The organism is Pseudarthrobacter siccitolerans, from assembly GCF_001046895.1.
GTDB lineage: Bacteria > Actinomycetota > Actinomycetes > Actinomycetales > Micrococcaceae > Arthrobacter > Arthrobacter siccitolerans.
Genome location: NZ_CAQI01000033.1, coordinates 1 through 26,414, shown reverse-complemented (window position 1 = coordinate 26,414; position 26,414 = coordinate 1). Strand labels below are relative to the sequence as shown.

The window sequence follows — 26,414 nt, the reverse complement described above, 5'->3', positions numbered from 1 at the left end:
AGATGACACGCCAAAGCCGTACACACATTTTGGCCGCTAACCCGGCATCCCTGCCCGAGGCGCAGGTTAAACAGGAAAGCCCCGGAATCTCGGGGGATTCCGGGGCTTAGCCTGTAGCGGTGGGGAGGCTCGATCTCCCGACCTCACGATTATGAGTCGTGCGCTCTAACCAACTGAGCTACACCGCCACGAATGAGAAAAACCTGCGTCAAGCCGGTCAAAACCGCCTTGACGCAGGCTCTCATCCAGAGCCCCCCACCGGAATCGATCCGGTGACCTCGTTCTTACCAAGAACGCGCTCTACCACTGAGCTAGGGGGGCAACGAGTAAATACTCTACCGGAAGATTTCACCACCAACAAATCGGCGTCCGCGCCGCCCGGGAGGCCGTGAATCAGTTGCGTTTCCTATCCTGACGACCCCCACTTTCCGCGCCATTGCTGGGATCCGGGGACGTTCCCGCGGCCCCAGGGACAGGGCCTGCGGCAGGTATTGAAGCCGAACCAGCGTGGCGATGTGTCCAGCCCCACACCCGCCGGGAGTTTTTGTCCAGATATGCAGGTTTCCGTCGCCCGGAAGCCTGCATATCTGGACAAAAACTCCGCGCCGGTTAAACGCCGAGGGGCCGGCTCGAAAGCCGGCCCCTCGGGGGAAATCCGTCAGTTAGAAGCTGACGCGTTTACCACTTGCCCTTGCGGTTGAAGTCGCGCTGGCCGCCCTCGTTGCCGTGGCGGGGCTTGCGGGAGCCATCTCCGTGCCCGCCGAAGCGGGAGTCGCTGGCCTGGCCGCGGCTGGAACCGCTGTCGGCACCAAAGCTGCGCTCTGAACGCTCGCTGTATGAACGGCCGCCGCGGTCCGCGGAGCCGCGCTCGCCGTCGTTCTTCCGGAATTCCTTTTTGAATCCGCCGTTGCCCTTGAAGTTGCCGCCGCGGTTGCCCTGGTAGGCGCCGCGGTCACCGGAAGGCTTGCGGCCGTTGTCCAGCTCGAGGTGGATCAGCTCGCCGCCGATCCGGGTGCGGGACAGGGCGCGCAGCTGCTCGGCGCTCAGGTCCGCGGGCAGCTCCACTAGGGAGTGATCCGAGCGGATGTCGATGCCGCCGATCTGCGCCGAAGAGATGCCGCCCTCGTTGGCGATAGCGCCCACGATGGAGCCGGGCATAACGCGCTGGCGGCGTCCCACGGCGATCCGGTAGGTGGCGTTGCCCTCGGTCAGCGTACGGGTAGGCCCACGGGAACCGAAGCCGTCCTTGGAGCGCTCGCGCTTCTGGAACTCGGGAGCTGCCGGCAGTTCCTTGACCAGGAGCGGCTGGCCGCCCTGCGCCATCACGGCCAGGGCTGCAGCGATCTCCGACGCGGGAACGTTGTGCTCTTCCTCGTAGGAAGCGATGAGGTCGCGGAACGGGGCGACGTCCTCGGAAGCGAGGGTCTCCGTGATGCGCTCGGCGAACTTCCCCAGGCGCAGCGTGTTCACGGTCTCGGCCGTCGGCAGGTGCATCTGTTCCACCGGCTGGCGGGTTGCCTTCTCGATGGAACGCAGCAGGTACTTCTCGCGCGGGGTCATGAACAGGATCGCGTCGCCGGAACGGCCTGCACGGCCGGTGCGGCCGATGCGGTGGACGTAGGACTCCGTGTCGTGCGGGATGTCGTAGTTGATCACGTGGCTGATGCGTTCCACGTCAAGGCCACGGGCGGCGACGTCGGTAGCAACGAGGATGTCGATGCGGCCTTCCTTCAGCGCGTCCACAGTGCGTTCGCGCTGCTGCTGGGGAATGTCACCGTTGATCGCTGCGGCCTGGAAGCCGCGGGACTTCAGCTTGTCTGCCAGGTCCTCGGTGGCCATCTTGGTGCGCACGAAGGCGATGACGCCGTCGAACTCTTCAACCTCGAGGATGCGGGTCATCGCATCGAGCTTGTGCGGGCCCATGACCTGCAGGTACCGCTGGCGGGTGTTGGCGCCGGTGGTGGTCTTGGACTTCACTGAGATCTCGGCCGGGTTGTTCAGGTACTGCTTGGACATCCGGCGGATCTGGCTCGGCATGGTGGCAGAGAACAGCGCAACCTGGCGGTCCGAGGGGGTCTGCTGGAAGATCTGCTCCACGTCTTCGGCGAAGCCCATGCGCAGCATCTCGTCAGCTTCATCCAGCACCAGGTACTGGAGCTCGGAGAGGTCCAGGGAACCCTTGGAGATGTGGTCGATCACGCGGCCGGGGGTACCAACAACCACCTGGGCGCCGCGGCGCAGGCCGGCCAGCTGCGGGCCGTAGGCGGAGCCGCCGTACACAGGCAGTACGGTGAAGTCATCGATGTGCTTGGCGTAGGAGGTGAAGGCCTCGGCCACCTGGAGCGCGAGCTCACGGGTGGGGGCCAGCACCAGGGCCTGCGTCTTGCGGGACGGGCCGTTGAGGTCGTGGAGCTCGGCCAGGCGGGACAGTGCCGGTACTGCGAATGCTGCAGTCTTACCGGTGCCGGTCTGGGCGAGGCCAACTACGTCGCGGCCTTCGAGCAGCAGTGGGATGGTGGCTGCCTGGATGGGCGAGGGCTTCTCGTAGCCAACATCCTGCAGGGCTGCGAGGACACGGCCGTCGATGCCGAGATCGGCGAAGCGGACGCCGTCCTCTTCGGATTCCTCGGCCTTGGCTGCCGGAGCCTCAGCAGCGGGAGCCTCACCAGCGGGAGTTTCAGCTGCCGGAGCGGGAGTCTCGGCTGCGGGCTCAACGGGCTCTGCAGCGGGGATAGCGGCCTCGGTGAATTCGACGGCTGCGGTCTCGACGCCGGTGTTGCGGGCGTCGGTGGTTTCGTTTTGATTTTCGGGCATAGGGAAATATTCCTCATCCATAGGGGGCCAGGCGGCACTACCCGAGGTGAGCGGAGCCGCAGTACGTGTGCCGTGGATGCCGGGCAAACATTGACCGGCCGGTCACAGAAGTCCGGCGCTTTCGCAATCCCGTGGCAGGACTTCGCGCTGCATCTCTTGGCTGCTATCCCAGCAGTCTGTACAGCGTTTTCTTTAGCCGGCTCTCCCTATGAAAATGCCCGCATCACAGTTGCGGGCCCCAACACTTGCCAGTCCTGCCTCAAAAATTGGGCAGGAATAAGGGATTTCCGGAGTGGGGGATGTTTCAAGTGTAAGGTACGCAGGTGCCGCAGCGGAAATTGAGCGTACGACGGCGGGCGGTGAGCTTGCGCACATGCCTCACCGCCCGGCCGCTGCGGCGGGCGCCTACCGCGCCAGCTGCCGCGCCAGCGCCTCGAACTTCTTCCTGAACTCCGGCTGCTGAAGCCGGATCTCGCCGTCGGCGTCGGCGTCCTTCAACGCTTCCATGGCCTCAAGGTCCGGCTCGCTGAACCACTTGCCCACCGTCACCCCGTGCTTGGGGACGTACAGCTTGTGGATGTGGTCGCCGGCCCGGATGGTGCCTACGCGCAGCACCCGGAGGTAGGCGCCAACCCGGCCCTCGCCGGTGAACCGCTTGACGAACTGGGGCTCCCCCATCCGGCGCTGGAACGTGGCGCAGGGCGTGCGCGGCGAGGTGACCTCAACTTCCACGTCCAGACCGATCTTCCAGCGTTCCCCGATCACGGCGTCGGTGGGCTCGATCCCGGCCACGCGCAGGTTTTCGCCGAAGATCCCGGGCGGGAGCTCGCGCTGCAGTTGCGCGGCCCAGTAATCGGCGTCGGCCTGGGAGTAGGCGTAAATGGCCTGGTCCGGTCCGCCGTGATGGACACGGTTGGCCTGGATGTCGCCCTGCAGGCCCAGCTTGTGCACCTTCACCGGTCCTTCCACGGCACGCTTGTCGATGGCTGTCACGCCCACGTTCGAGGCGTCCGGGAGAAGCTGGTGGACACTGCAGACGGCAACTACTGAGGCGGTTTCCATGGCACCAGTGTAGGGATCCGGCGTCCGCTGCGGCGCACGCCGCCACCATGGGGACTTCTTGCGGGCTTTCCTGCTCGCAGCCGGGCCCGGCAGGGATTACGCTGATTCGAGGATTGCAATTGGGGGTGCAGCGCTGTGCCCAATTCACGTGGACAACTGAGGGGGACGCCATGGACCCGAACAAAGATCCGGAACACCAGCCGCAAGGTGACGCCGGAAAACCCCGGGACGGCGGCAAAGCCGCGGGCGATCCAAGCGACCAGGCAGGCAAGGCTCCCGGGGAAAGCGGCGCGCCCAAGCCTCCCCCCTGGCAGGTCCCCAAGCCGGACCTGCGCCCCGAACTCCTGAACCAGCCTGTCACCCCCGTGGATCCGTTCGCCCGGGACCGGGAAAAGCAGCTGAACGAGGCCGCATCGCGGAAGAAGCGCTCGCAACGGCGGACCGTGGTGGTGGGGCTGGGCGTCACGGCATTGCTGGCAGGAACCATCACCGCCGTCGTGGCCAGCAACCAGGACGACCCCGAATACGCGCAGGTCTGCTTCAACGACGAAACCGGCGAGCGCGTGGAGGACACCAACTGCAACAGTTCGGCAGGGCGGGGCGGCGGGATCTACGCCTGGTACTTCTTCTCCCGCGGCGCCTACGTCCCGCCCCTGGGACAGAACCGGTCCACCGCGCCCAACTACACCAGGACCGTACCCAGCGGGGCAAAGGCGTCCACCGGGTACAGCACCCAGGGCGGCACCGTGAGCCGCGGCGGCTTCGGCACCACCGCCAAAAGCGGAACAAGTGGCGGCGGCGGCAAAGTCTCGGGGGGTTAGGCGTGAAGCGGAAGTTGTGCGAGCCCAGGCCCGGGTGGAAGCAGAAGATCGAGGAACAGGGCCTGGTGTTCTCCACCACAACCATGGACGACGGACGGAAGATCGAATACTGGAACGAGTCCGCGTACTACGAGTTCACCATGGACGAGGTGGAAGCCCTCGAGTCAACAGCCGAAGAGATGCACAAAATGTGCCTGGAGGCCGCGCGGTTCCTGGCCACGGGGGCCATGGGCGACATCGGGATCGGCCCGCAGGCCCTGGAACTGGCTGCGGCCTCCCTGCAGGCAGCGGACGTGGACGTCTACGGCCGGTTCGACTTCATCTATGACGGGCAGGGCGGCCCCGCCAAGATGCTCGAGTACAACGCGGACACTCCCACCGGGCTGATCGAGGCCGCCGTCGCCCAGTGGTTCTGGCTGCAGGACGTGTTCCCGGAGAAGGACCAGTGGAACGGCATCCACGAAGCGCTGATCCGGCAGTGGAAGAAATTCCAGTTCCGCACCGGGATGAGCACCCTGCACGTGGCGCATTCGGAAGTTGAGGAGTCCGGCGAAGACTGGATGACCGCCGCCTACATGCGGGACGTGGCCAGCCAGGCCGGCTGGACCACCATCGGCATCAACATGTCCGATATTGGCTGGGACCCCAACCTGAACCGCTTTGTGGACCTGGACAACTTCATGATCAGCACCATCTTCAAGCTGTACCCGTGGGAGCTGATGATGAAGGAACCGTTCGGCCACCGCCTGCTCGAACGCGCCCACAACCCACGGTGGGTGGAGCCGGCCTGGAAGATGCTGCTCTCCAACAAGGCACTGCTCGCGGCCCTCTGGCACCTGTACCCGCAGCACCCCAACCTGCTTCCGGCGTACCTGAACGAACCGGGGCCGCTGGCGGAATGGGTGGCCAAACCGCTGCACGGCCGCGAAGGCGACAACATCCGGATCCACGCACAGGGCATCAACCTCGAACAGCCCGGCGGGTACGGCCGCGAGGGCTGGTGCTACCAGCAGTACCATCCCCTGCCGGACTTCGACGGCAACCATCCGGTCCTGGGCCTGTGGGTGGTGGATGGCGAATCCGTGGGCTGCGGCATCCGCGAATCGGACGGCCCGGTCACGGACTATTTCTGCAGGTTCGTACCCAACACCATTGACGCTCCGGCCCCGCTCTCAGCCGCGGCCAATCCCAGCAAGGCAGGTATCGCACTATGAGCCCCCTGACATTTCCGGACACGGTGGCAGCATGAGCACAGAGATTACGACGGCGGGAGGCCCGGGCGGAGCCCCCGGCACCGGCGTCCCCGCCAAGGGGCTCCGCGCCGGCATCCTGGACCTCGGCGACTCCGTCATGCTTGGCCTCGCCTCAACCGCGCCGGTCTATTCGCTGGCCGCCACCCTGGGACTGATCGTGGCGGTGAACGGGGACTACACTCCCCTGATCCTGCTCATCGGTTTTATCCCGGTCCTGTTCATCGCCTACGCCTTCCGGGAACTCAACAGCGCCATCCCGGACTGCGGCACCACGTTCACCTGGTCCCGGCGGGCGTTCGGACCATGGGCAGGCTGGCTGGGCGGCTGGGGTGTTGCGCTCGCGGGCATCATCGTCCTGGCCAACCTCGCGCAGGTGGCGGGCCAGTACCTGTGGCTGCTGGTGGGCGACGGTTCGCTGGCCGAAAACAAAGTACTGGTGACCGCCACGGGTGTGCTGTTCATTGCCGTGATGACGCTGGTCAATTACCGCGGCATCCGCCTGGGCGAGCACGTGCAGCGTGTCCTCACCTACGTGCAGTACATATCGCTGGGCATTTTTGCGCTGGCCATCGTGGTGGGGATCCTCCAGGGCTCGGCCAGCGGTGAGACCACCATCCAGCCCTTCGATTTTGAGTGGTTCAACCCCGCCGGTGCTTTCGCGGATCCCGGCGCGGTGGTGCACGGCGCCTTGCTGGCCCTGTTCATTTACTGGGGCTGGGACACGTGCCTGGCGGTCAACGAGGAAACCGAGAACCCCTCCACCACTCCGGGCCGCGGCGCAGTGATCTCGGCCTTCGTCCTGGTGGCAATCTACGTATCCGTTGCGCTCCTGGTAATGATGTACGCCACCATCGGCGACGAAGGGATCGGCCTCGGCAACGAGGCGAACCAGGATGATGTCTTCCTGGCCATGAAGGACGTGGTGCTGGGCCCGTGGGGCTGGCTGATCATCGTCGCGGTACTGGCTTCCGTCCTCTCCTCCACCCAGACCACCATCCTGCCCACCGCCCGCGGCGCCCTCTCCATGGGCGTCCACGGCGCCCTGCCTGCCAAGTTCGGCGAAGTCCACCCAAAGAACCAGACGCCGGGCTTCTCCACCCAGGTGATGGGCGGCGCCGCCATCGCCTACTACGTGGCCATGAGCTTCCTCAGCGAAAACCTGCTCTCGGACTCCATCAGCGCCATCAGCCTCTTCATCGCCTTTTACTACGCCCTCACCGGCTTTGCCTGCTTCTGGTACTTCCGGAATACGCTGCAGCAATCGACGCGCAACCTGTGGTTCCGGGGCATCCTGCCGCTCGTGGGCGCGCTGCTGCTGACCGCTGCCTTCTTCGTCTCAGCCGTCCAGATGTGGGACCCGGCGTACGGCGACACCCAGATCTTCGGCGTTGGCGGTGCCTTCATCAGCGGCGTGGTGCTCCTGGCCCTGGGCGTGGTCCTGGCGATCGTCTGCCGGTTCCTGCCCGCCACGCGGAGCTACTTTGTGGGGAAACCGTGACACCCGACCCGTCTGATGTCCTTGCCCTTGATTCCCTGCTGACAGCGGATGAACTGGCGCTCCGGCAGAAAGTCCGGGACTTCACGGACCAGCGCATCAGGCCGGACATCGCCCGCTGGTATGACGAGGCAGTCTTTCCGCTGGAGCTCGCACCGGAACTTGGTGAGCTTGGGGTACTGGGGATGCACCTGAAGGGCTACGGCTGCCCCGGGCGTACCGCCGTCGAATACGGCCTGGCGGCGATGGAACTGGAGGCCGGCGACTCCGGCATCCGCACGTTCGTTTCGGTGCAGGGTTCCCTGGCCATGACCGCCATCCACACGTGGGGTTCGGAGGACCAGAAGCAGGAGTGGCTGCCCCGGATGGCCGCCGGGGAAGTCATCGGCTGCTTTGCACTGACCGAGCCCACCGCCGGTTCCGATCCTTCCTCAATGACCACCTTTGCCCGCCGGGACGGCTCCGGTGACGATGCCGGCTGGGTGCTGAACGGCGCCAAGCGGTGGATCGGGCTCGCTTCGGTGGCGGGGGTCATGGTGGTGTGGGCCATGACGGATGACGGCGTGCACGGCTTCCTGGTACCGGCCGGAACACCCGGCGTGACCGCCACGCCGATCGCGCAGAAGCTGTCCATGCGTGCGTCCATCCAGTGTGATGTGGTGTTCGACGACGTCCGGCTGGGTCCGGAGGCCCTGCTTCCGGCGGCGCGTGGCCTGCGCGGGCCCTTCACCTGCCTGAATGAAGCGCGGTACGGCATTGCCTGGGGCGCCATGGGCGCTGCCCGCGATTCCTACCAGGCAGCACTGGCGTATTCGCAGGATCGGCTCCAATTCGGCAAGCCGCTGGCCGGCTACCAGCTGACCCAGGAAAAGCTGGTGAACATGCTGGTGGAAATCCAGAAGGGCACACTGCTGGCTCTGCACCTGGGCCGGCTCAAGGACGCCGGTGTGCTGCGGCCGGAACAAATCTCGCTGGGCAAGCTGAACAATGTGCGCGAAGCCATCCGCATCGCCCGCGAAGCCCGGTCCGTCCTGGGCGGAAACGGGATAACCCTGGACTACCCGCCCCTGCGGCACGCGGCCAACCTGGAATCGGTGCGAACGTATGAGGGCACCGACGAAGTCCACACGCTGATCCTCGGCCAGCACATCACCGGCCTCGGCGCCTTCCGCTGACGTTTCAGGCCAACCCCTGCAGGAAGCGCCGGACCTCGGCGTTGAACGCTTCGGGTGCTTCAGCGAACACCAGATGGCCGGCGGCGGGAATCACCGTCAGCTCTGCCCCGGGAATCTGCCGGTGCAGCTCCCGCGCCACCGGCAGCGGGGAGCGCTGGTCTTCCTCGCCGTAGATCAGGAGTGTGGGAACAGCAATGGCAGGCAGGAGGTCGCGGTAGTCCGCGCGTCCGCTCGCGCTAAGCAGTGCCCGCAGGCTTGCCGGTCGGACATCGAGCATAATGGCGGCAATCTCGGCGACCACCGCGGGGTCGGCGCGTGGCGTGAACAAGGTGGGCAGCCACTCGTTCACGAACTTTCCCGGCGGCTCGCCGATTTCCGCTTCCACCATGGCAATCCGGCGGTCCACTTCCTCCGGCGGCAGCGATCCTGCCCAGCCGGCGTACGCGGACACCAGCAGCAAAGAAGCAGGGACGTCCGGATACCCCTTGTACAACTCCAGCGCCACCATGGAACCCCAGGACAGCCCCAGCAGGTGCGGTTTTCCGGTGCCGCGGACGGCCTGCTCCACGAAGCCGGCGGCAAGCAGCCCCAGGTCCCGGGCCGAAAGGTCCGGTGCCGGATCATCGGACTGGCCGCAGCCGGGAGCGTCCCAGGCGATCACGGTAAAGTCCCGGGAGAGGTCCTCCAGCTGCTGGCGCCAGATCCTGCTGTCCTCGCCGGCGCCGTGGAAGAGGACCAGCGGCGGACCGCTGCCCGCCCGCTGGTAGGCAATCCTCAGCCCGGCTACCTCAACGGCATCCATATCGGCGATTCTAGGACTCCGGAGGCCTGTTGCCTACGAGCAGATGTCAGGCCGAGAAGCCGCCGTCGGCCTTGAGCAGCTGGCCGGAGACCCAGCGGCCGGCCGGTGAGAGCAGGAATGCGACAGTACCGGCCACGTCCGCGGGGGTACCCAGCCGGCCGGTAGGCTGGCGTTCGACGAGGGCCTGCCGGATTTCGTCCGTCATCCAGCCTGTGTCCACGGGCCCGGGGTTCAGGACGTTGGCCGAGATACCCAGCGGCCCCAGCTCCCGCGCGGCAGCGATGACAATCCTGTCCAGTGCGCCCTTCGAAGCCCCATAGGGGAGGTTAAACGCTGTGTGGTCACTGGTCAGCGCAACGATCGCGCCGCCGCCGTCCGTCACGTGCCGGGCAAAGGCGGCAATCAGCTGCCAGCTCGCACGCGTATTAACGGCAAAGTGGCGCTCGAAGGATTCCAGGCTCGTGTCCAGGATTCCCGAATCAACGGACTCTGCGTGGCTGAGCACCAGGCCCTGGAGCGGCCCGGCCAGCCGCACGGCTTCGGCCAGCAACTGCTCCGCGGCGGCAGGGTCCTCCAGGTCCGCGGGCAGGGTATGCACCTGGGCGCCGATTGCTTCCAGCTCGGCGGTCAGGCGCACGACGTCGTCCGGCTCGCTCCCCCACGGCATCCGGGCATCGTAATCCTGCCAGTAGGCCAGGACCAGGTCCCAGCCTTCGGCCGCCAGCTGCCGGGCGATCCCGGCACCGATGCCGGCCAGCCTTCCGGCACCCGTGATCAAGGCAGTGTTGCGGGCAGCGCCGGGCACAAGGGGTTCCATGGCACCAGCCTAATGGCGTGGTGTCAGGCCACGGGGACGGGCTCTTCCCGCGGGGCGGCGTGCTTGCGGATCGTGGCGCTGATGACGGCGGCGATGGTGCACATGGCCGCGGCCCCGAACCAGGCGTAAGTGTACTGGCCCGTGGAGTCCCGGATGGCGCCGGCGGCCAGGGCCGCGGCAGCAGCTCCGAGCTGGTGGGCGGCGAACACCCAGCCGAACACCACGCTGCCGTCCGCGCCGAAGGTTTCGCGGCAGATGGCGGCGGTGGGCGGGACGGTGGCCACCCAGTCCAGGCCGTAGATGACCACAAAGACGATCATGCTGGGCTGCACCTCGGCGCTCAGGAGCAGCGGCAGCACCAGCAGGCCGATGCCCCGGAACTGGTAGTAGACGGCCAGCAGGATGCGCGGGTTGAACCGGTCAGTCAGCCAGCCGGATGCGATAGTCCCCACGATGTCAAAGATCCCGACGACGGCGAGCAGCCCGGCGGCGGTGGTTTCAGGCATGCCGTGGTCGTGGGCGGAGGGGATGAAGTGGGTGCCGATCAGCCCGTTGGTGGTGGCGCCGCAGATCGCGAAGCCCGCCACCAGGGCCCAGAAGGTGCGGACCTTGCTGGCCCGCTTCAGCACCTGCAGGGCGCGCGCAGCGGCGTTGGCGCGGGGACCGCTTTCCACGGGCGGTGCCTGGAGGGTTCCGGCCTCCGGCGGTTCCGCACCGTACGGCAGCGCGCCCGCGTCGGCCGGCGAGTTCTTGAGGAATTTCAGCACCAGGGGCACCACCGCCAGGGCGCCTGCCGCGATGAGCAGCGACGCCTGACGCCAGCCCGGGTCCTGGGCCAGCACGGCAATGAACGGAAGGAAGACCAGCTGCCCGGCGGCGCTTCCTGCGGTGAGGATGCCGATCACCAGCCCACGGTTTTTGACGAACCAGGTGTTGGCAATGGTGGCCGCGAACACCAGGGCCATGGAACCCGTCCCGAGCCCGATCAGCAGGCCCCACGTGAGCAGGATCTGCCACGACTGGTTCACCAGCACAGTCAGGGCACTGCCTGCACCGATCAGCACCAGCGCCGTTGCCGTCACGGCGCGGATGCCGAACCGTTCCATCAGCGCCGCGGCGAACGGTGCCGTCAGTCCGAAAAGGACAAGGTTGATGCTGACCGCCGCGGACAGCACGGTAGTGGACCAGCCGAACTCCTGCTGCAGCGGAACCATCAGGACGCCTGGGGCGGCCCGGAAACCGGCAGCCCCCACCAGCGCCAGGAACGCGACGGCGGCAACGATCCAGGCCGGGTGCAGGCGCCGGCGCCGCCGCGGATTGTCCTGCGGGCGGACGGCAGCGGCTGCGTTGATGGGTTGGTCGTCGCTCACGCGGCTGTTCCCTTCGGGGATGCGGCGGTGGCGAGTTCCACCGGCGAGGGTGTCCTGGTCTGGCTGTGCCAGCTGGTGTTGGCCGCGGTCAGCTGCTCACCGCAGCCGGTGCAGGTATCGGCGGAGCTGGTGCGCCGCCCGCAGCCCGTATGGATGACGTACATATGGGCCTGCTCGGACGGAGCCGGGAGATGCTTCTCAGCCCAGATGGTGACTGCATTCAGCACCGGGAGGGCGTCCTCGCCCTTCTCCGTGAGGACGTACTCGCTCCGGGTGCGGCCGCCGTCGTCGTACGCCCTTTTAGTGAGCAGCCCGGACTCCACGAGGCCGGCCAGGCGTTTGGTGAGCACGGAGTCGGCCACCTCCAGCCGGGACTTCATCGCATCGAAGCGCCCGTTCCCGAAGAACACTTCCCCGAGCACCAGGATGGTCCAGGGGTCGCCAAGGATATCGAGGCCGCGGGCCATGCTGCAGTTGCGCCGGGACCAGTCGGATCGGAGTGCCATACCGGCACCGTAGCTGCCTTTCTTGAAGAAAGCCAGCGCGGGCGGCCCTAGGGGATGGACGAAAAGGCCTGCTCCAGGTCCGCCATCAGGTCCTCCACGTCCTCGATGCCGCAGGACAGGCGGAGCAGGTTTACCGGGACCGCCAGCTCAGTGCCCTTGACCGAGGCGTGGGTCATCTCGGACGGGTAGTTCATCAGCGATTCGATACCGCCCAGCGACTCGGCCAGGGTGAACACCGACGTTGATTCGGCCACCTTCCGCGCAGCAGCTTCACCACCCTTGAACTGCACGGACACCATGCCGCCGAAGCTGCGCATCTGCTTCTTCGCGAGCTCGTGGCCGGGGTGGGACGGCAGTCCCGGGTAGAGGACGGCCTCCACTTCGGGGCGCTCCAGCAGCCACTCCGCCACCGCCTGCCCGTTGAGGCTGTGCCGGTCCATCCGGACACCCAGCGTCTTCAGGCCGCGGGTGGTGAGGAAGGCATCCATGGGACCTGATACGGCGCCCACGGCGAACTGCACAAAGCCGATCTTCTCCGCCAGTTCCGCGTCCTTGACCACCACGGCGCCGCCCACCACGTCCGAATGCCCGCCAATGTATTTGGTAGTGGAGTGGACCACCACATCGGCACCCAGGGCGAGCGGAGTCTGCAGGTAGGGCGACGCAAAGGTGTTGTCCACGACGAGGAGGGCCCCGGCGTCATGCGCTATCTCTGCGAGCGCGGCGATGTCCGTGATCTTCATCAGCGGGTTGGACGGCGTCTCCACCCACACGAAGCGGGTTTTGTTGGCGGCGACGGCCTGCCGGACGGAATCGAGGTTGGCCATGTCCACCGGGGTGTTGCCGATCCCCCAGCCGCCCAGTACCCGGCTGATGAGCCGGTAGGTGCCGCCGTAGGCGTCGTTGCCGAGCACAATGTGGTCGCCGGGGCGTGTCAGGGCCCGGATGAGCGAGTCCTCGGCCGCCAGTCCGGAGCTGAAGCTGTAGGCGTGGGTTCCGCCTTCCAGCGCAGCGAGCTGTTCCTGCAGGGCGTCCCGCGTGGGGTTGCCGCCGCGGCCGTATTCGTAGCCGTCGCGGAGGCCGCCGATGCCGTCCTGGGCATAGGTTGAGCTGAAGTGCAGCGGCGGAACCACGGCACCGGTGCGCGGCTCGAAGGGCTGGCCCGCATGGACGGCGCGGGTGTTGAAACCTTGGTTTTCCGGGAGGGACATGATGCTCCTTAGGGGGTGCAGGTCAGTTGCTGAGGTAGGCCAGGAGGTCGTGCCGGGTGAGGATGCCCACCGGGGCACCAACGAACGTGACCATCACCGTATCCACGTCCGAGAGCAGTTCCCTGGCCGCCGAAATGGTTTCGAGGGAACCGATGACGGGCAGCTTGGGCCCCATGTGCTCGGCGATCTTGTCCGTCAGCTTGGCCTCCCCGCGGAACAGCTTGGCCGTGAGGCTGCGCTCATCCACCGCACCCAGCACCTCACCCATGACCACCGGGGGCTCCTGGGACAGGACCGGGATGTGGCTGACGCCGAACTCGTTCATGATGTTGATGACATCGCGGACCGATTCGTTGGGGTGGATGTGCACCAGGTCCGGCAGCTCGCCGTTCTTGGACTTGATGACTTCACCCACCGAGGTTTCCTCGCCGCCGGAAAGGAAACCGTACGAGCGCATCCACTGGTCGTTGAAGATTTTGGCAAGGTAGCCGCGGCCGGAGTCGGGCAGGATCACGACGACGACGGCGCTCTCCGGGAGGTCACGCGCCGCCTGCAGCGCGGCTGCTACCGCCATCCCTGAGGAGCCGCCCACCAGCAGGCCCTCCTCGCGGGCGAGGCGGCGCGTCATGGCGAAGGAATCCGCGTCGCTGACCGCGATCACCTGGTCCGGGACGGACTTGTCGTAGTTCGCCGGCCACATGTCCTCCCCCACGCCCTCGACGAAGTACGGGCGTCCGGTGCCGCCGGAGTAGACCGAACCTGCGGGATCGGCGCCGATGATCCGGACCACCCCGCCGTCAGACTCCGCCCTGCCGGCCGAGACCTCCTTAAGGTAGCGGCCGGTGCCGGTGATGGTGCCGCCGGTGCCGGCGCCGATCACGCAGTGGGTGACCCTGCCGTCGGTATCCCGCCAGATCTCCGGGCCTGTGCTCTGGTAGTGGCTGCCCGGTGCCGCGGGGTTGGAGAACTGGTCAGGTTTGTATGCGCCGGGCGTTTCGCGCACCAGCCGGTCGGAGACGCCGTAGTAGCTCTGCGGGCTGTCCGGCGGCACCGCGGTGGGCGTCACCACAACCTCGGCGCCGTAGGCCTGCAGGACGGCCCGTTTGTCCTCGCCCACCTTGTCCGGCACCACAAAGATGCATTTGTAGCCCTTTTGCTGGGCGACGAGTGCCAAGCCCACGCCGGTGTTGCCGGAGGTGGGCTCGATGATGGTGCCGCCGGGCTTGAGCTTGCCGTCCCGCTCGGCATCCTCGATCATCTGGACCGCGATGCGGTCCTTGATGGATCCGCCCGGGTTCACGTATTCCAGTTTGACCAGGACTGTGGCTTTGATGCCCTCCGTCACGTGGTTGAGCTTGATGAGCGGGGTGTTGCCGATGAGGTCCAGGACGGACTGGGCGTACTTCATGAGTACAAAGCTACCGCTTTCGCGGGCACCTTCCCCGTCGGTCAGCTTCCGGCCGAGGAATCTGTCTGCCAGAGGCCCATGATGTTGCCCTCGGTGTCCTTGAAGTAGGCGAAGTAGCCCATGCCCGGAACGGCGTCCTTCGCCTGGGCCACCGTACCGCCGGCGGATTCCACCTGCGCGAGGGCGGCGTCCATGTCCTCTACATCGATGGTGATGATGGGTGTCCTGAGGTTGTCCGTGCGCGGGAACAGGGCGCCGTTGATGGCGCCGGGCGCGCTGGGCATCCCTGTTTGTTCGTCCGACGGCGTGGTGATGGCGATGGTGTAATCCATCTCCTGCATGGGGCTCAGGTTCCAGCCAAACGCGCTTTCGTAGAAGGCGTTGGCGCGTTCTTTGTCGTCGGCGGGGATCTCGAAATGCACAACTCCAGCCATTGCATGCTCCTTTGGATGCGAAGGGAAGGCGCGGGCGCCCCGCGCCACACCTGGGAGTCTAGTCGTTTGCCCGCCGCGGATTAAGGCCTGCTGGTAAGCCCCTGCGGGCAGATTGTCAGCCCGCCGTGGGACGATGGCTTTATGACGATCGCAGAGGCACCCGCGCGGCTGGCAGCCGCCGCGGATGCTTCCCTCCGCTGGTACCCGGGTGGTCCCTACGACCTTGCCCGGACCATGGGTCCGCTCCTGCGGGGCAACAGCGATCCGTCCTTCAGTATCCAGGGCGGGGTGATCTGGCATGCCTTTACGACGCCGGACGGGCCGGCCACCCTGCGCCTCAGCCCCGCCGGCAGCGCCGAACTGGAGTTCCGGGTGGATGTCCAGGGGTGGGGCCCGGGAGCAGGCACCGCCATCGGGTCAGTGCCAAGGCTCCTCGGCGCGGATGACGACTGGAGCGCCTTTGATGCGGCGGCCTTCCACGCCACGCTCCCCCACATGGTCCGGGAGGCACGGCGGCGGAGCCTGGCCCTCCGGCTTCCCTCAACCGGGCGGATGATCGACCAGCTCGTACCGATCATCCTGGAGCAGAAAGTGACGGTCATCGAGGCCCGCCGGGCCTACCGCTACCTGGTGCACCGCTTCGGCTCACCGGCCCCGCAGGCAAGGCTGCTGGCTCCCGCGGGACTGATGCTGCCGCCCACCGCAGCGCAATGGGCGCAGATTCCCAGCTGGGAGTGGCACAAGGCAGGCGTGGGACCACAGCGGTCGGCCACGGTCATGCGGGCGCTGCGTTCCGCCGTCGCGATTGAACGGCTGGCAGCACTTCCGGCGCCGGAGGCGGCCGCGAAGATGCAGACCATCCCGGGCATCGGCATCTGGACGGCGGCGGAGGTAGTGCAGCGGACCCACGGCTGCCCGGACTCCATCTCCGTGGGCGACTACCACCTGGCCGCCTACGTCGGCGCGGCGCTGACCGGCCGCCGGACGGATGACGCCGGCATGCTCCGGCTGCTGGCCCCCTGGCAGGGGCACCGGCAGCGGGTGGTGCGGATGATCCAGAGCACGGGCTTCCGGAAACCCACGTTCGGGCCGCGGATGACCATCCAGGACCACCGCCGGAACTGACTCCATTGCATGCTCTGCAACCCGGGTAACGGCCCCTCATGGACGTGCCCTGGTGATGGGTATAGCGTGTCGCGAGGGAGCCCGTTTTCCGGGCCCGGGGTACTGAATTCTTCGGAGCCACCATGATCCATACGGACAAACTGACGAAGACCTTCACCGTCAAAAAGGAAACCGTCGAAGCTGTCAAGGGCGTCAACATCGACGTTGCCCCCGGCGAGCTTGTGGCCTTCCTCGGCCCGAACGGCGCAGGCAAGTCCACCACCCTGCGGATGCTCACCACGCTGCTCCGGCCCACCTCCGGCACAGCCACGGTGGCGGGGGTGGACGTCACCGCGGATCCGGCAGGAGTGAGGGCAAGGATCGGCTACATCGGCCAGGGCAACGGTGGCGGCCACAGTTTCCGGGTCATCGACGAACTGGTGATGCAGGGCCGCTTCTACGGCATGAACTCCGCGGACGCCTTGGCCCGGGCGCAGGAACTCCTGGCATCCCTGGACCTTGCCGACCTCGCCAAGCGCACCGTCGTCAAACTCTCCGGCGGGCAGCGGCGCAGGATGGACGTGGCGCTGGGGCTGATGCACTCGCCGCGGCTGCTGTTCCTCGACGAGCCGTCCACCGGGATGGACCCGCAGAACCGTGCCAACCTGTGGGAACACATCATGCGGATGCGCCAGGAGCACGGCACCACCATCGTCCTCACCACGCACTACATGGACGAGGCAGACTCCATGTCCGAGCGCGTCATCATCATCGACCACGGCCAGATCATTGCCGATGACACCGCCGCCCGGCTGAAGGCGAACCTCGCGGGCGACCTGCTCGCCGTGGAGGTCACGGCGGGCTCCGCGGCCGGAGTACGCGGGTTGCTGGGCCGCGCCGCTGCCGGCGGGGAGGTCAACGAAAATGCGTACGACGGCGTGGTCCGCTTCCGCCTGCGGCTGCCCGAGGGGGCGCGGCTGGCTCCAGCGCTCCTGAAGGAGATGCACGACGCCGGCGCCCCCGCCCAGTCCCTGGAGCTGAAACCGCCCACACTGGACGACGTGTTCCTTGAACTCACAGGCCGCAACCTGAGGGAAGGAGCCAACCGCTGATGGATACCCAAAGCACTGCCGGGGTCCGCGGGAAGCCGGGCCTGGGCCAGGTCCTGCACGACACGAGGTTTGTGTTCTGGCGCGAAATGCTGCTGCCGCTGCGTGACCCGTTCTCGCTGATTTTTTCGCTGATCCAGCCACTGGTGTTCCTGGGGCTGTTCGGTCCGCTGCTGGGAGCGGCCGTGGGTGCCCCGGCATTCGGCGGCCAGTCCACCCTCCAGTGGTTCCTGCCCGGCGTGGTGGTGATGATTGCACTCTTTGGGACATCGATGACCGGTTCCAACCTGCAGTACGAGCTGATGACGGGGTCCTATGAGCGGATCCTGGCCACGCCGCTGTCACGGTCGTCATTGATGATCGGCCGGGCCCTGAAGGAGTGGGCGCCGCTGGTGGTCCAAGGCCTCCTCATAGCCCTGGTCTGCATCCCGTTCGGCTTTGTTTTCTACCCGCTGCACGTCCTGTTCGGGCTGGTCATCCTCGGGATCTTCGGGATCGGCCTGGGCGCCCTCTCGTATGCACTGGCGCTGGTATCCCAGAACAAGGAGTGGATTTTCTGGGGAGTCCAGCAGACGTTGCTTTTCCCGCTGATGATCCTCTCGGGGATCATGCTGCCCATTGAGGCGGGACCGGCGTGGATGAAGACAGCCAGCCTGTTCAACCCGCTGACCTATCTGGTGAACGCGGAGCGGGAACTTTTCGCCGGGAACGTCGGAACCAGCACCCTCCTGGGCCTGCTCGCCGCCTCGGTGACGGCCGCCGTCGGACTTGTTGTGGGTGTGAAGGCCATCAACCGGAACATCCGCTGACCCCACGGGGCAAAATCACCTCGAAATGCGACGGGGAAGTGCTTTTCGACGTCGTGCAGCAGCCGGAGTAGTCAGAGGCCCAGCCTGGCCACGGCTTCCTCGCGCATCTCCACCTTGCGGATCTTCCCGGAAACCGTCATCGGAAAACTCTCCCGTACATCGACGTAGCGGGGAATTTTGAAGTGCGCCAGCTTCCCGCGGCAGAACCCGGCAACGGCGGACGCGTCCAGCGCTGCAGCACCGGGCTTGAGGATGATGCAGGCCATCAGTTCCTCCCCGTACTTGGCATCCGGCACCCCGATGACCTGCACGTCCTGGATGGACGGGTGGGTGTAGAGGAACTCCTCGATTTCGCGCGGATAGATATTCTCGCCGCCCCTGATCACCATGTCCTTGATCCGGCCTTCGATGACCACGTAGCCGTCGTCGTCCATCCGGGCCAGGTCCCCGGTGTGCATCCAGCCGTCGGCGTCGATAGCCTCGGCGGTCTTGTCCGGCTGGTTCCAGTACCCCTCCATCACCGCGTAGCCGCGGGTGCACAGTTCACCGATTGGCCCGCGTTCCAGGACGTCACCCGAGACCGGGTCGATGATCTTGCTTTCCAGGTGCGGCATGGTCCGTCCCACGGTTTCCGTCCGGTGCTGCAGGGTGTCCCCGTGGCGGGTCATGGTGGACACCGGCGAGGTCTCCGTCATCCCGTAGCAGATGGCCACATCGCGCATGTTCATCTCCGAGATCACCCGGTTCATCACCTCGATAGGGCACAGCGAGCCGGCCATCACGCCAGTGCGGAGCGTGGACAGGTCGTAAGAGGCGAAGTCCGGCAGCGCCAGTTCGGCGATAAACATGGTGGGCACCCCGTACAACGACGTCCCGCCAAAGTCCTGCACCGCTTCCAGCGCCGCGGCCGGGTCAAAGCCGCGGCCCGGGATAATGGTGGCAGCACCGTGGCTCAGCGCGTTCAGGTTGCCGATCACCATGCCGAAGCAGTGATAGAACGGCACCGGAATCACCACCCGGTCGTGCTCCGTGTAGCCCAGCAGCTCCCCGATCGAGTATCCGTTGTTCAGGATGTTGTGGTGGGTCAGCGTGGCGCCCTTGGGAAAGCCCGTGGTCCCGGAGGTGTACTGCAGGTTGATCGGATCGTGCGGGCTCAGTTCAGCCATACGGGCCTTCAGCGCGGCATGCCCGACGGCGTCTGCCCGCCGAAGCAGCTCGGCGTAGGTGAGTTCCGCGGCACTGAGCGGGACGGCGCCGTCGGCCCCTTCCCCGCCAGTCCCCTCCCAGCTGGACGCTTTCCCCCCGGGCAGGGGAAGGAACACCAGTTCACGCAGGTCCGGGCATCCTGCGAGCGCCTTGCGGGCCATGCCCACATAGTCGCTGTTCCGGTCCGAGGGCGCCGTGACCAGCATCCGCATGCCGTTCTGCTTCACCACAAACTCCAGTTCGTGGCTGCGGTAGGAGGGATTGACGTTCACCAGGACCGCGCCCACCTTGGCCGTGGCGTACTGGAGCAGCGTCCACTCGGCGCAGTTCGGGCTCCAGATGCCCACCCGCTCCCCCTTGGCGACGCCCAGGGCGAGCAGGGCACGGGCCAGCCGGTCGACGTCGTCGTTCATCTTGGTGTAGCTCCACCGCCTCGCATCCGCGCCGGGCACCGGGGCCGCCTCGATCAGTGCGTCGTGGAGCGGAAACCTGGCCACCATCTTTTCGAAGTTCCCGCCGATGGTCTCCTCGAGCAACGGGACGTCAGTGTCCCCGGCTGTATAAGCGCGCATGAGGGCACGCTACCAAGCGGTCCCGGGCAATAAAAGCATCTGGACCCGCAACAGTCCGGTAGCCGCCGTGAACTGGAGCGGGCCGGCAGGCGGTGGCCGGTATTGTGGCTTCCATGAGTTCTCCCATTGACCTGCAGGCAACGTTCATCCCCAACGACGGCGAGTTTTACCGTGTAAAGCTGGCCTTGGAAATCGCCATCGACGAGGTGGTGAACGAACCCGGCTGCATCCGCTACGAGCTGACCGAAGCCACCGAGGAAAAGCTGGTCCTGACCGAACGCTGGGCGTCCGAGGAGGATCTGGCCAAGCACTCCAAGGGCATCGCCGTCCAGGACCTGAACGAGTCCCTCAGCGCGCTGCTGGCCGAGCCCGTCAAGCTGGAACGCCTCTAGCCCCCCACTGGTTAAACCGAAAGCGGCGCTCTCCTGATGGAGGGCGCCGCTTGGAAGTTTAAGGAAGGGTCACGCTTCCGGGATCTGGGAGCCGTCCTGGGGTCCCGCCGACTTGCTGGCGGCCGCTGCTTCTTCCCGCTGGCGCGCCACGTGGGCGTGGACCTCGTCCATGTCCAGGGCCTTGACGGCGTCCACAACCTGTTCCAGCTGCTGTGAGTTCAGCGCGCCGGGCTGTGAGAACACCAGCACCTTTTCGCGGAAGGCCATCAGCGTGGGAATGGACGAGATGCCTGCTTCGGCGGCAAGCTGCTGCTCGGCCTCTGTATCCACCTTGGTGAAGAGGACATCCGGGTGCTTCTCGGAGACGGCGGAGTACGTGGGGCCGAACTGTTTGCAGGGGCCGCACCATTCTGCCCAGAAATCCACCAGGACAATGTCATTGCCTTCGATGGTCGATGCGAACTGTTCACCAGTGATGTCAACGGTAGCCATGTTTTAACCGTACGCGTGCACGGCCGGGATGTCTTGGCCGGGGCCGTTTGTTCGCTCCCCGCGTCATCGGGAATAAGACTGCCCGGCGCATATACAGCTGATTCCCGGACGCCTATCCTGAGGTTCATCAGCGTTCGGCGCGGTCCACGGAGGGCTTATGGCTATCGCGATTTCGGCCCGGTCCGTGACCAAGAGTTTCGGCCGCCGGGAGGTCCTGCACGGGATCGACTTCGCGGTGGAAGCCGGCTCGGTGTTCGGCGTGATCGGGCCCAACGGCGCCGGTAAGACCACCACCATGCGCTGCCTCCTGGACATCATCCGCCCCACCACAGGCGAAGTGCGGGTGCTCGGTGTGGATCCGCGGAAAGGCGGGCCGGAACTGAGGCGCCGCATCGGCTACCTGCCCGGCGAGTTGTTCCTCGAAGGCCGGGTGACCGGCCGCAAGCTGCTGGCGCACTATGAGGCGGTCAGCGGTCCCGTCCCGCCCGGCCGGATCAACGAGCTGGCTGAACGCCTGGGCCTGGACCTGGACCGCCACACGCGCAAACTGTCCAAGGGCAACAAACAGAAGCTCGGCCTGCTGCAGGCCTTTATGCACCAGCCGGAACTGCTGGTCCTCGACGAGCCCACCAGCGGCCTGGACCCCCTGGTCCAGCAGGAATTCCATGCCATGGTCCGCGAAGCCCGGCACCGCGGCCAGACCATCTTCCTCAGTTCCCACGTCCTGAGCGAGGTCCAGCAGACGGCGGACACCGTGGCCATCCTCCGCGACGGGCACATCATCGCAGTGGAATCGGTGAGCGGCCTCCGCGAAGGTGCGGTGCGGCGCGTCCGCATCACCGCTGCCGGAATAGCAGCGCACGACGCCGTTGCGCTGCTGGCCGGGGTGCCCGGCGTCGGGCAGGTGGAGGTGCTGGAGTCCGACGGCACCGTCACTCTGTCCGCCCTGCTCGAAGGCCACATCCAGCCGCTGGTCCGGATCCTGGGAGCCCTGCAGCTGACCGACCTCGTCCTTGAGGAACCCGATCTGGAGGATGCCGTGCTGAAAATGTATTCGGCCCAGGCGGAGGAAACGCAGTGAAAACAACCCTTCCGCTGTTTCGCCGGGCCTTCTTCGATACGTGGCGCTCCACCCTCGCCTGGGCAGCCGGCCTGGCGGCCGCAGCGTTCCTCTACCTGCCCCTCTACCCGTCGATCGGCGGCAGCGCCCAGATGCAGGACATGATCAATGCCCTGCCCGCCGAAATGACCAAAGCCCTGAACTACGACCAGATCGCCACCGGTCCCGGTTATACGCAGGCCACCCTGTTCGGCCTGATCGGCTTCCTGCTGATGACCATCGCATCCGTGGCCTGGGGAGCGGCGGCCGTGGGCGGGGACGAGGAGTCCGGCCAACTGGAGTTGACGCTTGCCCACGGGGTGCGGCGGGTCCAGGTGGTCCTGGAACGGGCACTGGCGCTGTGGCTGCGGGTGCTGATCCTGGCCGGCGTGGTCTTCGTCCTGGTGTCCTTGCTGAACGGCCCCTCCCAGCTGGGGATCAAGCCGGGCAACCTGTTCGGCGCCACCGTCCTGTTCGCCGGGCTGGCACTGCTCAGCGGCACCGCCGCGCTTTGCGCGGGCACCATCACCGGCCGCAGGATCCATGGAATCTTTGCCGGCGCTGCGGTGGGGGTGCTCGGCTACGTGTTCAACGCCGTCGGACGCCAGGGCCAGGACGTCGAGTGGCTGCTGGACCTGAGCCCGTACCACTGGGCGTACAGCAACTCCCCCGTTGCCAATGGCGCTGACTGGGCTGCGGCCGGGTGGCTGTGGGGTATCGCCGCCGCACTCGTGGTGCTGGCCGCCGTCGCACTCGAACGGCGTGACGTGGGCGCCTAAGCCGCCGGGCGGCGGCGCGCTGACGGGCTAGGCCCAGCCGTGCGGCGCCGGCGTCCGGCTCCCGGGCAGCGCACTGGATGCCCGCCACTCGTGGACCCACTCAGGGAGCTCCAAGTCAGCAGGGGGCTCGCCGAACTCACGCAGGATGTGGTCCTGGCTGACGGGCCTGCCCTGGTGGACCACGCGGGTGGCGATGTGGGCGCGGGCGTAAATCTCGCCGTCGGCCACCATGCGCTGCTCAAAGTAGATGGCCTTCGCGTCCAGCCCGATGATCCGGGTTTCGATGCTGTACTGCTGCCACAGCTGGAGGGACTTGCGGAACGAGATGGTTTCCGCGGACACCACCGGGCCCCAGCCCCGGCGGCGCATCCGTTTCCACACGCCGGAACGGACCATCAGGTCGAACCGGCCAAGGTCCATCAGGGACAGGTACATCCCATTGTTGACATGCATGGCGATGTCGATGTCCGTGGGCAGCACGCGCAGCGACAGCGATGAATGGTCCCAGACGGTCAGCGGCGGCCGGCGGGACGAGGTGATGAGCAGCAGGAGGGTTCTCAACAGCAGGTGCATTCCCACATGCTATCTGTGGGTAACATCCGGTGACGGCGCCGGTGAAGCGGTTTGGCGTCCAAGTAGGATTTCCTGCATGACGCAACAACGCTACCGGGACCTGGCGGACTGGCCGCTCACGTTGACGGCGCTCATCTTCCTGGCAGCGTATGCGTCGCAGGTTATCGGGCGCATTGAGGGCAGCGCGGCCTTCTGGCTCGAAGCCGTTATGTGGGCCACGTGGGGTATTTTCGCCGTGGATTACCTGGCCAACCTCTGGCTCGCGGCTGACCGGGGCAGCTGGTTCGTGCGGAATCTGCATGAGCTGCTGATTGTGGCCCTGCCGTTCTTCCGGCCGCTGCGCCTGCTCCGGCTGGTGACGCTGCTGTCCGTACTCCACCGGACACTGGGCGACACCCTCCGGGGACGCGTGGTCACCTACGTGGTGGGATCGGCCACCATGCTCGTGTTTGTGGGCGCCCTCGCCGTCCTGGATGTGGAGCAGTCTGCGCCGGAGGCAAAGATCCTGACGTTCGGCGACGCCTTGTGGTGGGCCATCACCACCATCACCACGGTTGGGTACGGGGATATGTACCCGGTAACGCCTCTCGGTCGGATGGTGGCGGCAGCCCTCATGATGAGCGGCATTGCGGTTCTTGGCGTGGTGACGGCTTCCATCGCGTCCTGGCTGGTCCAGCGGGTGGAGGACACCGCCGAGGCGGCGGCCGGGGCCGAAGAGCCTGTGCGGGCCGAAATGGCGGAACTGGTTGCGGAGATCGCTTTGCTGCGCCACGACATCGCGGAGCTGAAAGACCGGGAGAGCCGGTAAAACCATAGCCTGCAGCGGCAGGTAGTACCCCTCACCGGTTTTGAGTATCCGGGACAGCACTCCCAAGTACCGGCCCAAAATATTCGGGTAATCCCTACTGGTGCCCGTGCCATCCCGCACTTCCTAGACTCGGGATTCCTAGGACCGAACATGTGCTGGCCTGTTCACCGGGTGGCTTCCGGATGGCAGTGCCTTCTCGCGGAGCTTCCGTATTTTCTGGGTATGCGGACGCCTCCATCATGCGCCGGCGGCGGCCTGGCCTAAGGCTGGGCCGCCGGTGCGTCACACCTCGATCCGTCCTGCCCCGCTTCCTGCGCCCGCAGCTGCCCGGCCGGACCGCACCTCGATGGGCTACCCATGAACCAGCCATACCTCTCAACTCCCGACGGTCCGAGCCGCAGTTTCGCCACCGATGTCCCCCGCTCCGACCTGACGACCGGCCGCCCCACCATCAGCAACAAACTGTGGGCGGGGATGGCCACCGCCGCCGTTGTGGCGGCAGTGGGAGTCGGAGCCCTGGCGGCACCGGCCAGCCTCGCTCCAAACACGACGGCGGCTGCTCCCGTTGCCGAGGCCGTTTCCCAGGCGGAGGGCAGTGATGCCGCCGGTTCCGCGGAATCTGTCCAGGCGCCGGCAGAGGCACCGGCCGAGGCGCCCGTTGCCCCGCCTGCCGCCGAAGCGCCTGCGGAGGCAGCACCGCCGCCACCCGCCGTCGAACCCGCACCCGCCCCTGAACCGGCACCGGCACCGGCTGCGGCACCGGCTGTGGCCTCGGACGGAAACCAGTACACCGTGGTGGCCGGCGACACCGTCGGTGCCATTGCCGGCCGGTTCGGGGTGGACATGAACGCCATGCTCGCCGCGAACGGACTGGGGCAGTACAGCATCATCATCCCGGGCCAGACGCTGGTCCTGACCGGCCCGGCCATTGCCGCACCGGCCGCTGCACCTGCTGCTTCCCCTGCCGCTGCCCCGGTTGCGGCACCGGCACCGGCACCGGCAGCCGCTCCGGCGACTGCCCCGGTCGCGGCCGCCCCCGCCGTCCGCACGATTTACGTGGCCGGCGCCGGCGGGCAGTCCATGGTGGACGCCTGCATCGGGCCTATCCACTTCACCCCCAACGACGGCTACTCGCTCTTTATCACCGAACATGACTTCTGCGGCGGCTGGGCCAGGTTCTCCGGAATCGGCGTGGGTGAAACGGTGAGCATCCCGGGCTACGGAACCTACACGGTGACGGCGCGCGGGCAGGTTCCCAACCCCGGCACCACCAACGATGTCATCAATGTGTTCGGCGGCTTCCCGCGGGCCATCCTGCAGACCTGCATCCCGGGAACCAGCCAGATGCTCCTGATTGCGCTGAACTGAGCAATCCTGCCGGTGCACCGGGATTCCTAAGCTTGTCCGCGGCTCCTAACCTTCAAGGTGGGGAGCTGCGGACAAGGCCAGGATGTGGCATCAAGAAACGCCACGGAGGGACCTCCGTGGCGTTGGTTGATAAAAAATTACCGGGTTAAGCGTTCATCCGTTTGCGTTCGGAGATGTGCTCCACCATCTCGCCCACGCGCTGTTCGGAGTAATTGCGGGCGATGTCCCCCTGGCTAAGGATCCCCACCAACTTGTGGTCGGCGATGACAGGAAGCCGGCGGACCTGATGGGTCTCCATCATGGCGATGGCCTCATCAACGTTCGCATCGGCGTCGATCCAGTAGGGCTTGCCCGAGGCGAGGTCGCGGGCCATCATTTCGCGCGGATCGCGTCCGGCGGCCACGCATTTGAGCACAATGTCACGGTCGGTGATCATGCCCCTCAACTTGCCGTCGTCGCCGCAGATCGGCAACGATCCGCAATCAAGGTCCATCATCATCCGGGCAGCATCTGCGAGGGACTGGTTTTCCTTAATACACTGCGCGTCCGTAGTCATGAATTCACGTACGGCACTCATTGATCCTCCTTTATCGATTCTTTGATCGACGCAGGGCATCGGGCACATGCGCCGATGGTGCCAGACTACGCCCGTGCCGCTGGCATGTCGACGACGGTTTTGCCGCCCCTGTGGGCAGCCGCGGCACTTGGGGTTATAGGACAAAACGTGTGTATGGAAAGCGCTGCTTCCCAGTAAAGGCGCGGGAAATCGGGGATGGCTAAGCTCCGCCGATTTCCCTGCAACGCCCCATCACCTCCCGCCGTTTTTGGCGTATCGCCCCATCACCTCCTGATCAGTTCCGACGGCGGTGCTTCCGCGGCCCTGCGCATTCGGCAACGCCTGATATCCCAGACGTGATGGAGGCGTGGCCGATTGG

General features: G+C 66.4%; 25 protein-coding genes and 2 tRNA genes. 12 read left to right on the top strand and 15 right to left on the bottom strand.

Annotated elements, in window-relative coordinates; genetic code table 11:
• Nucleotides 1–114: 114 nt before the first annotated feature.
• The 4 genes from ARTSIC4J27_RS05685 to ARTSIC4J27_RS05670 form a co-directional block, all read right to left on the bottom strand.
• Nucleotides 115–188: transfer RNA gene (locus tag ARTSIC4J27_RS05685), tRNA-Met, on the bottom strand.
• Nucleotides 189–249: 61 nt separating this feature from the next.
• Nucleotides 250–321: transfer RNA gene (locus ARTSIC4J27_RS05680), tRNA-Thr, on the bottom strand.
• 357 nt (nt 322–678) lie between these two features.
• Nucleotides 679–2,814, bottom strand: coding sequence for a DEAD/DEAH box helicase (locus ARTSIC4J27_RS05675; RefSeq protein WP_050054253.1), 2,136 nt, complete (start codon nt 2,812–2,814; stop codon nt 679–681).
• 405 nt (nt 2,815–3,219) lie between these two features.
• On the bottom strand, nt 3,220–3,876 hold the full coding sequence (locus ARTSIC4J27_RS05670) for an MOSC domain-containing protein (RefSeq protein WP_050054252.1): 657 nt from the start codon (nt 3,874–3,876) through the stop codon (nt 3,220–3,222).
• Nucleotides 3,877–4,046: 170 nt separating this feature from the next.
• On the opposite strand from ARTSIC4J27_RS05670, the gene ARTSIC4J27_RS05665 reads away from it, so the two are divergent.
• From ARTSIC4J27_RS05665 to ARTSIC4J27_RS05650, 4 genes are read left to right on the top strand one after another with little or no spacing between them, the layout of a single operon-like run.
• Nucleotides 4,047–4,697 carry a Tat pathway signal protein gene (locus ARTSIC4J27_RS05665; RefSeq protein ID WP_050054251.1) on the top strand — a complete coding sequence of 217 codons (651 nt, stop codon included), beginning with the start codon at nt 4,047–4,049 and terminating at the stop codon, nt 4,695–4,697.
• Nucleotides 4,698–4,699: 2 nt separating this feature from the next.
• Entirely contained in the window at nt 4,700–5,911 is a 1,212-nt protein-coding gene (locus ARTSIC4J27_RS05660) for a glutathionylspermidine synthase family protein (RefSeq protein ID WP_050054250.1), read from the top strand.
• A 31-nt stretch (nt 5,912–5,942) separates the two neighbouring features.
• Nucleotides 5,943–7,448, top strand: a complete 1,506-nt coding sequence (locus ARTSIC4J27_RS05655) for an APC family permease (RefSeq protein WP_050054249.1) — start codon at nt 5,943–5,945, stop codon at nt 7,446–7,448.
• Nucleotides 7,445–8,620 (top strand): acyl-CoA dehydrogenase family protein, encoded by a 1,176-nt coding sequence (locus ARTSIC4J27_RS05650; protein WP_200900760.1) that lies wholly within the window; start codon nt 7,445–7,447, stop codon nt 8,618–8,620. Before ARTSIC4J27_RS05655 ends, ARTSIC4J27_RS05650 begins: the two co-directional genes overlap by 4 nt.
• A gap of 4 nt (nt 8,621–8,624) precedes the next feature.
• Here ARTSIC4J27_RS05650 and ARTSIC4J27_RS05645 read toward each other — a convergent pair whose 3' ends face one another.
• Genes ARTSIC4J27_RS05645 through ARTSIC4J27_RS05615 form a run of 7 tightly spaced genes read right to left on the bottom strand, consistent with a single transcriptional unit; the run spans nt 8,625 to nt 15,168 of the window.
• Nucleotides 8,625–9,422 carry an alpha/beta fold hydrolase gene (locus ARTSIC4J27_RS05645; RefSeq protein WP_050054248.1) on the bottom strand — a complete coding sequence of 266 codons (798 nt, stop codon included), beginning with the start codon at nt 9,420–9,422 and terminating at the stop codon, nt 8,625–8,627.
• Nucleotides 9,423–9,468: 46 nt separating this feature from the next.
• The gene (locus ARTSIC4J27_RS05640) at nt 9,469–10,239 is read right to left on the bottom strand and encodes an SDR family oxidoreductase (RefSeq protein WP_050054247.1); all 771 of its coding nucleotides are present in this window, start codon (nt 10,237–10,239) and stop codon (nt 9,469–9,471) included.
• A gap of 23 nt (nt 10,240–10,262) precedes the next feature.
• On the bottom strand, nt 10,263–11,591 hold the full coding sequence (locus tag ARTSIC4J27_RS05635; protein ID WP_050054255.1) for an MFS transporter: 1,329 nt from the start codon (nt 11,589–11,591) through the stop codon (nt 10,263–10,265).
• A 14-nt stretch (nt 11,592–11,605) separates the two neighbouring features.
• A complete protein-coding gene (locus tag ARTSIC4J27_RS05630) occupies nt 11,606–12,115 on the bottom strand; it encodes a winged helix-turn-helix transcriptional regulator (RefSeq protein WP_050054246.1) in 510 nt (169 codons plus the stop codon).
• A 47-nt stretch (nt 12,116–12,162) separates the two neighbouring features.
• Nucleotides 12,163–13,326 carry a cystathionine gamma-synthase gene (locus ARTSIC4J27_RS05625; RefSeq protein WP_050054245.1) on the bottom strand — a complete coding sequence of 388 codons (1,164 nt, stop codon included), beginning with the start codon at nt 13,324–13,326 and terminating at the stop codon, nt 12,163–12,165.
• 22 nt (nt 13,327–13,348) lie between these two features.
• Complete coding sequence (locus tag ARTSIC4J27_RS05620) at nt 13,349–14,734, bottom strand: cystathionine beta-synthase (RefSeq protein ID WP_050054244.1); 1,386 nt, start codon at nt 14,732–14,734, stop codon at nt 13,349–13,351.
• Between the two features lie 41 nt (nt 14,735–14,775).
• Nucleotides 14,776–15,168 (bottom strand): VOC family protein, encoded by a 393-nt coding sequence (locus ARTSIC4J27_RS05615; RefSeq protein ID WP_050054243.1) that lies wholly within the window; start codon nt 15,166–15,168, stop codon nt 14,776–14,778.
• Nucleotides 15,169–15,309: 141 nt separating this feature from the next.
• Between ARTSIC4J27_RS05615 and ARTSIC4J27_RS05610 the strand changes: the two genes are divergently transcribed.
• The 3 genes from ARTSIC4J27_RS05610 (at nt 15,310) to ARTSIC4J27_RS05600 (ending at nt 18,190) form a co-directional block, all read left to right on the top strand.
• A complete protein-coding gene (locus ARTSIC4J27_RS05610; RefSeq protein WP_050054242.1) occupies nt 15,310–16,293 on the top strand; it encodes a DNA-3-methyladenine glycosylase family protein in 984 nt (327 codons plus the stop codon).
• A 122-nt stretch (nt 16,294–16,415) separates the two neighbouring features.
• Nucleotides 16,416–17,384 carry an ATP-binding cassette domain-containing protein gene (locus ARTSIC4J27_RS05605; RefSeq protein ID WP_050054241.1) on the top strand — a complete coding sequence of 323 codons (969 nt, stop codon included), beginning with the start codon at nt 16,416–16,418 and terminating at the stop codon, nt 17,382–17,384.
• Entirely contained in the window at nt 17,384–18,190 is an 807-nt protein-coding gene (locus ARTSIC4J27_RS05600; RefSeq protein WP_050054240.1) for an ABC transporter permease, read from the top strand. Before ARTSIC4J27_RS05605 ends, ARTSIC4J27_RS05600 begins: the two co-directional genes overlap by 1 nt.
• A gap of 71 nt (nt 18,191–18,261) precedes the next feature.
• Here ARTSIC4J27_RS05600 and ARTSIC4J27_RS05595 read toward each other — a convergent pair whose 3' ends face one another.
• Nucleotides 18,262–19,968 (bottom strand): AMP-binding protein, encoded by a 1,707-nt coding sequence (locus ARTSIC4J27_RS05595; protein WP_050054239.1) that lies wholly within the window; start codon nt 19,966–19,968, stop codon nt 18,262–18,264.
• Between the two features lie 113 nt (nt 19,969–20,081).
• Here ARTSIC4J27_RS05595 and ARTSIC4J27_RS05590 point away from each other — a divergent pair, with 113 nt between their 5' ends.
• Nucleotides 20,082–20,360: a putative quinol monooxygenase gene (locus ARTSIC4J27_RS05590; RefSeq protein ID WP_050054254.1), complete on the top strand. Its 279-nt coding sequence runs from the start codon at nt 20,082–20,084 to the stop codon at nt 20,358–20,360.
• Nucleotides 20,361–20,429: 69 nt separating this feature from the next.
• Here ARTSIC4J27_RS05590 and ARTSIC4J27_RS05585 read toward each other — a convergent pair whose 3' ends face one another.
• Nucleotides 20,430–20,852 (bottom strand): thioredoxin family protein, encoded by a 423-nt coding sequence (locus ARTSIC4J27_RS05585; protein WP_050054238.1) that lies wholly within the window; start codon nt 20,850–20,852, stop codon nt 20,430–20,432.
• A gap of 157 nt (nt 20,853–21,009) precedes the next feature.
• On the opposite strand from ARTSIC4J27_RS05585, the gene ARTSIC4J27_RS05580 reads away from it, so the two are divergent.
• Nucleotides 21,010–21,933, top strand: a complete 924-nt coding sequence (locus ARTSIC4J27_RS05580; protein ID WP_050054237.1) for an ABC transporter ATP-binding protein — start codon at nt 21,010–21,012, stop codon at nt 21,931–21,933.
• Complete coding sequence (locus tag ARTSIC4J27_RS05575; protein ID WP_050054236.1) at nt 21,930–22,730, top strand: ABC transporter permease; 801 nt, start codon at nt 21,930–21,932, stop codon at nt 22,728–22,730. The genes ARTSIC4J27_RS05580 and ARTSIC4J27_RS05575 overlap by 4 nt, the downstream gene beginning before the upstream one ends.
• Nucleotides 22,731–22,757: 27 nt before the next feature.
• On the opposite strand, the gene ARTSIC4J27_RS05570 is transcribed toward ARTSIC4J27_RS05575, so the two are convergent.
• A complete protein-coding gene (locus ARTSIC4J27_RS05570; protein ID WP_050054235.1) occupies nt 22,758–23,303 on the bottom strand; it encodes an acyl-CoA thioesterase in 546 nt (181 codons plus the stop codon).
• A gap of 76 nt (nt 23,304–23,379) precedes the next feature.
• Between ARTSIC4J27_RS05570 and ARTSIC4J27_RS05565 the strand changes: the two genes are divergently transcribed.
• Nucleotides 23,380–24,111 (top strand): potassium channel family protein, encoded by a 732-nt coding sequence (locus tag ARTSIC4J27_RS05565; RefSeq protein WP_050054234.1) that lies wholly within the window; start codon nt 23,380–23,382, stop codon nt 24,109–24,111.
• A 357-nt stretch (nt 24,112–24,468) separates the two neighbouring features.
• Nucleotides 24,469–25,479 (top strand): LysM peptidoglycan-binding domain-containing protein, encoded by a 1,011-nt coding sequence (locus ARTSIC4J27_RS05560; RefSeq protein ID WP_050054233.1) that lies wholly within the window; start codon nt 24,469–24,471, stop codon nt 25,477–25,479.
• Nucleotides 25,480–25,624: 145 nt separating this feature from the next.
• Here the strand turns inward: ARTSIC4J27_RS05560 and ARTSIC4J27_RS05555 are convergent, their stop codons facing one another.
• A complete protein-coding gene (locus ARTSIC4J27_RS05555) occupies nt 25,625–26,056 on the bottom strand; it encodes a CBS domain-containing protein (protein ID WP_050054232.1) in 432 nt (143 codons plus the stop codon).
• Nucleotides 26,057–26,414: the final 358 nt, after the last annotated feature.

What these genes read in the sequence shown, in the direction of transcription:
- ARTSIC4J27_RS05670 (WP_050054252.1), bottom strand. Translation starts at nt 3,876, where the DNA reads ATGGAAACCGCCTCAGTAGTTGCCGTCTGCAGTGTCCACCAGCTTCTC.
- ARTSIC4J27_RS05595 (WP_050054239.1), bottom strand. Translation starts at nt 19,968, where the DNA reads ATGCGCGCTTATACAGCCGGGGACACTGACGTCCCGTTGCTCGAGGAG.
- ARTSIC4J27_RS05565 (WP_050054234.1), top strand. Translation starts at nt 23,380, where the DNA reads ATGACGCAACAACGCTACCGGGACCTGGCGGACTGGCCGCTCACGTTG.
- ARTSIC4J27_RS05665 (WP_050054251.1), top strand. Translation starts at nt 4,047, where the DNA reads ATGGACCCGAACAAAGATCCGGAACACCAGCCGCAAGGTGACGCCGGA.
- ARTSIC4J27_RS05580 (WP_050054237.1), top strand. Translation starts at nt 21,010, where the DNA reads ATGGCTATCGCGATTTCGGCCCGGTCCGTGACCAAGAGTTTCGGCCGC.
- ARTSIC4J27_RS05600 (WP_050054240.1), top strand. Translation starts at nt 17,384, where the DNA reads ATGGATACCCAAAGCACTGCCGGGGTCCGCGGGAAGCCGGGCCTGGGC.
- ARTSIC4J27_RS05645 (WP_050054248.1), bottom strand. Translation starts at nt 9,422, where the DNA reads ATGGATGCCGTTGAGGTAGCCGGGCTGAGGATTGCCTACCAGCGGGCG.
- ARTSIC4J27_RS05555 (WP_050054232.1), bottom strand. Translation starts at nt 26,056, where the DNA reads ATGAGTGCCGTACGTGAATTCATGACTACGGACGCGCAGTGTATTAAG.
- ARTSIC4J27_RS05615 (WP_050054243.1), bottom strand. Translation starts at nt 15,168, where the DNA reads ATGGCTGGAGTTGTGCATTTCGAGATCCCCGCCGACGACAAAGAACGC.
- ARTSIC4J27_RS05620 (WP_050054244.1), bottom strand. Translation starts at nt 14,734, where the DNA reads ATGAAGTACGCCCAGTCCGTCCTGGACCTCATCGGCAACACCCCGCTC.
- ARTSIC4J27_RS05675 (WP_050054253.1), bottom strand. Translation starts at nt 2,814, where the DNA reads ATGCCCGAAAATCAAAACGAAACCACCGACGCCCGCAACACCGGCGTC.
- ARTSIC4J27_RS05590 (WP_050054254.1), top strand. Translation starts at nt 20,082, where the DNA reads ATGAGTTCTCCCATTGACCTGCAGGCAACGTTCATCCCCAACGACGGC.
- ARTSIC4J27_RS05625 (WP_050054245.1), bottom strand. Translation starts at nt 13,326, where the DNA reads ATGTCCCTCCCGGAAAACCAAGGTTTCAACACCCGCGCCGTCCATGCG.
- ARTSIC4J27_RS05655 (WP_050054249.1), top strand. Translation starts at nt 5,943, where the DNA reads ATGAGCACAGAGATTACGACGGCGGGAGGCCCGGGCGGAGCCCCCGGC.
- ARTSIC4J27_RS05630 (WP_050054246.1), bottom strand. Translation starts at nt 12,115, where the DNA reads ATGGCACTCCGATCCGACTGGTCCCGGCGCAACTGCAGCATGGCCCGC.
- ARTSIC4J27_RS05605 (WP_050054241.1), top strand. Translation starts at nt 16,416, where the DNA reads ATGATCCATACGGACAAACTGACGAAGACCTTCACCGTCAAAAAGGAA.
- ARTSIC4J27_RS05560 (WP_050054233.1), top strand. Translation starts at nt 24,469, where the DNA reads ATGAACCAGCCATACCTCTCAACTCCCGACGGTCCGAGCCGCAGTTTC.
- ARTSIC4J27_RS05585 (WP_050054238.1), bottom strand. Translation starts at nt 20,852, where the DNA reads ATGGCTACCGTTGACATCACTGGTGAACAGTTCGCATCGACCATCGAA.
- ARTSIC4J27_RS05610 (WP_050054242.1), top strand. Translation starts at nt 15,310, where the DNA reads ATGACGATCGCAGAGGCACCCGCGCGGCTGGCAGCCGCCGCGGATGCT.
- ARTSIC4J27_RS05570 (WP_050054235.1), bottom strand. Translation starts at nt 23,303, where the DNA reads ATGCACCTGCTGTTGAGAACCCTCCTGCTGCTCATCACCTCGTCCCGC.
- ARTSIC4J27_RS05640 (WP_050054247.1), bottom strand. Translation starts at nt 10,239, where the DNA reads ATGGAACCCCTTGTGCCCGGCGCTGCCCGCAACACTGCCTTGATCACG.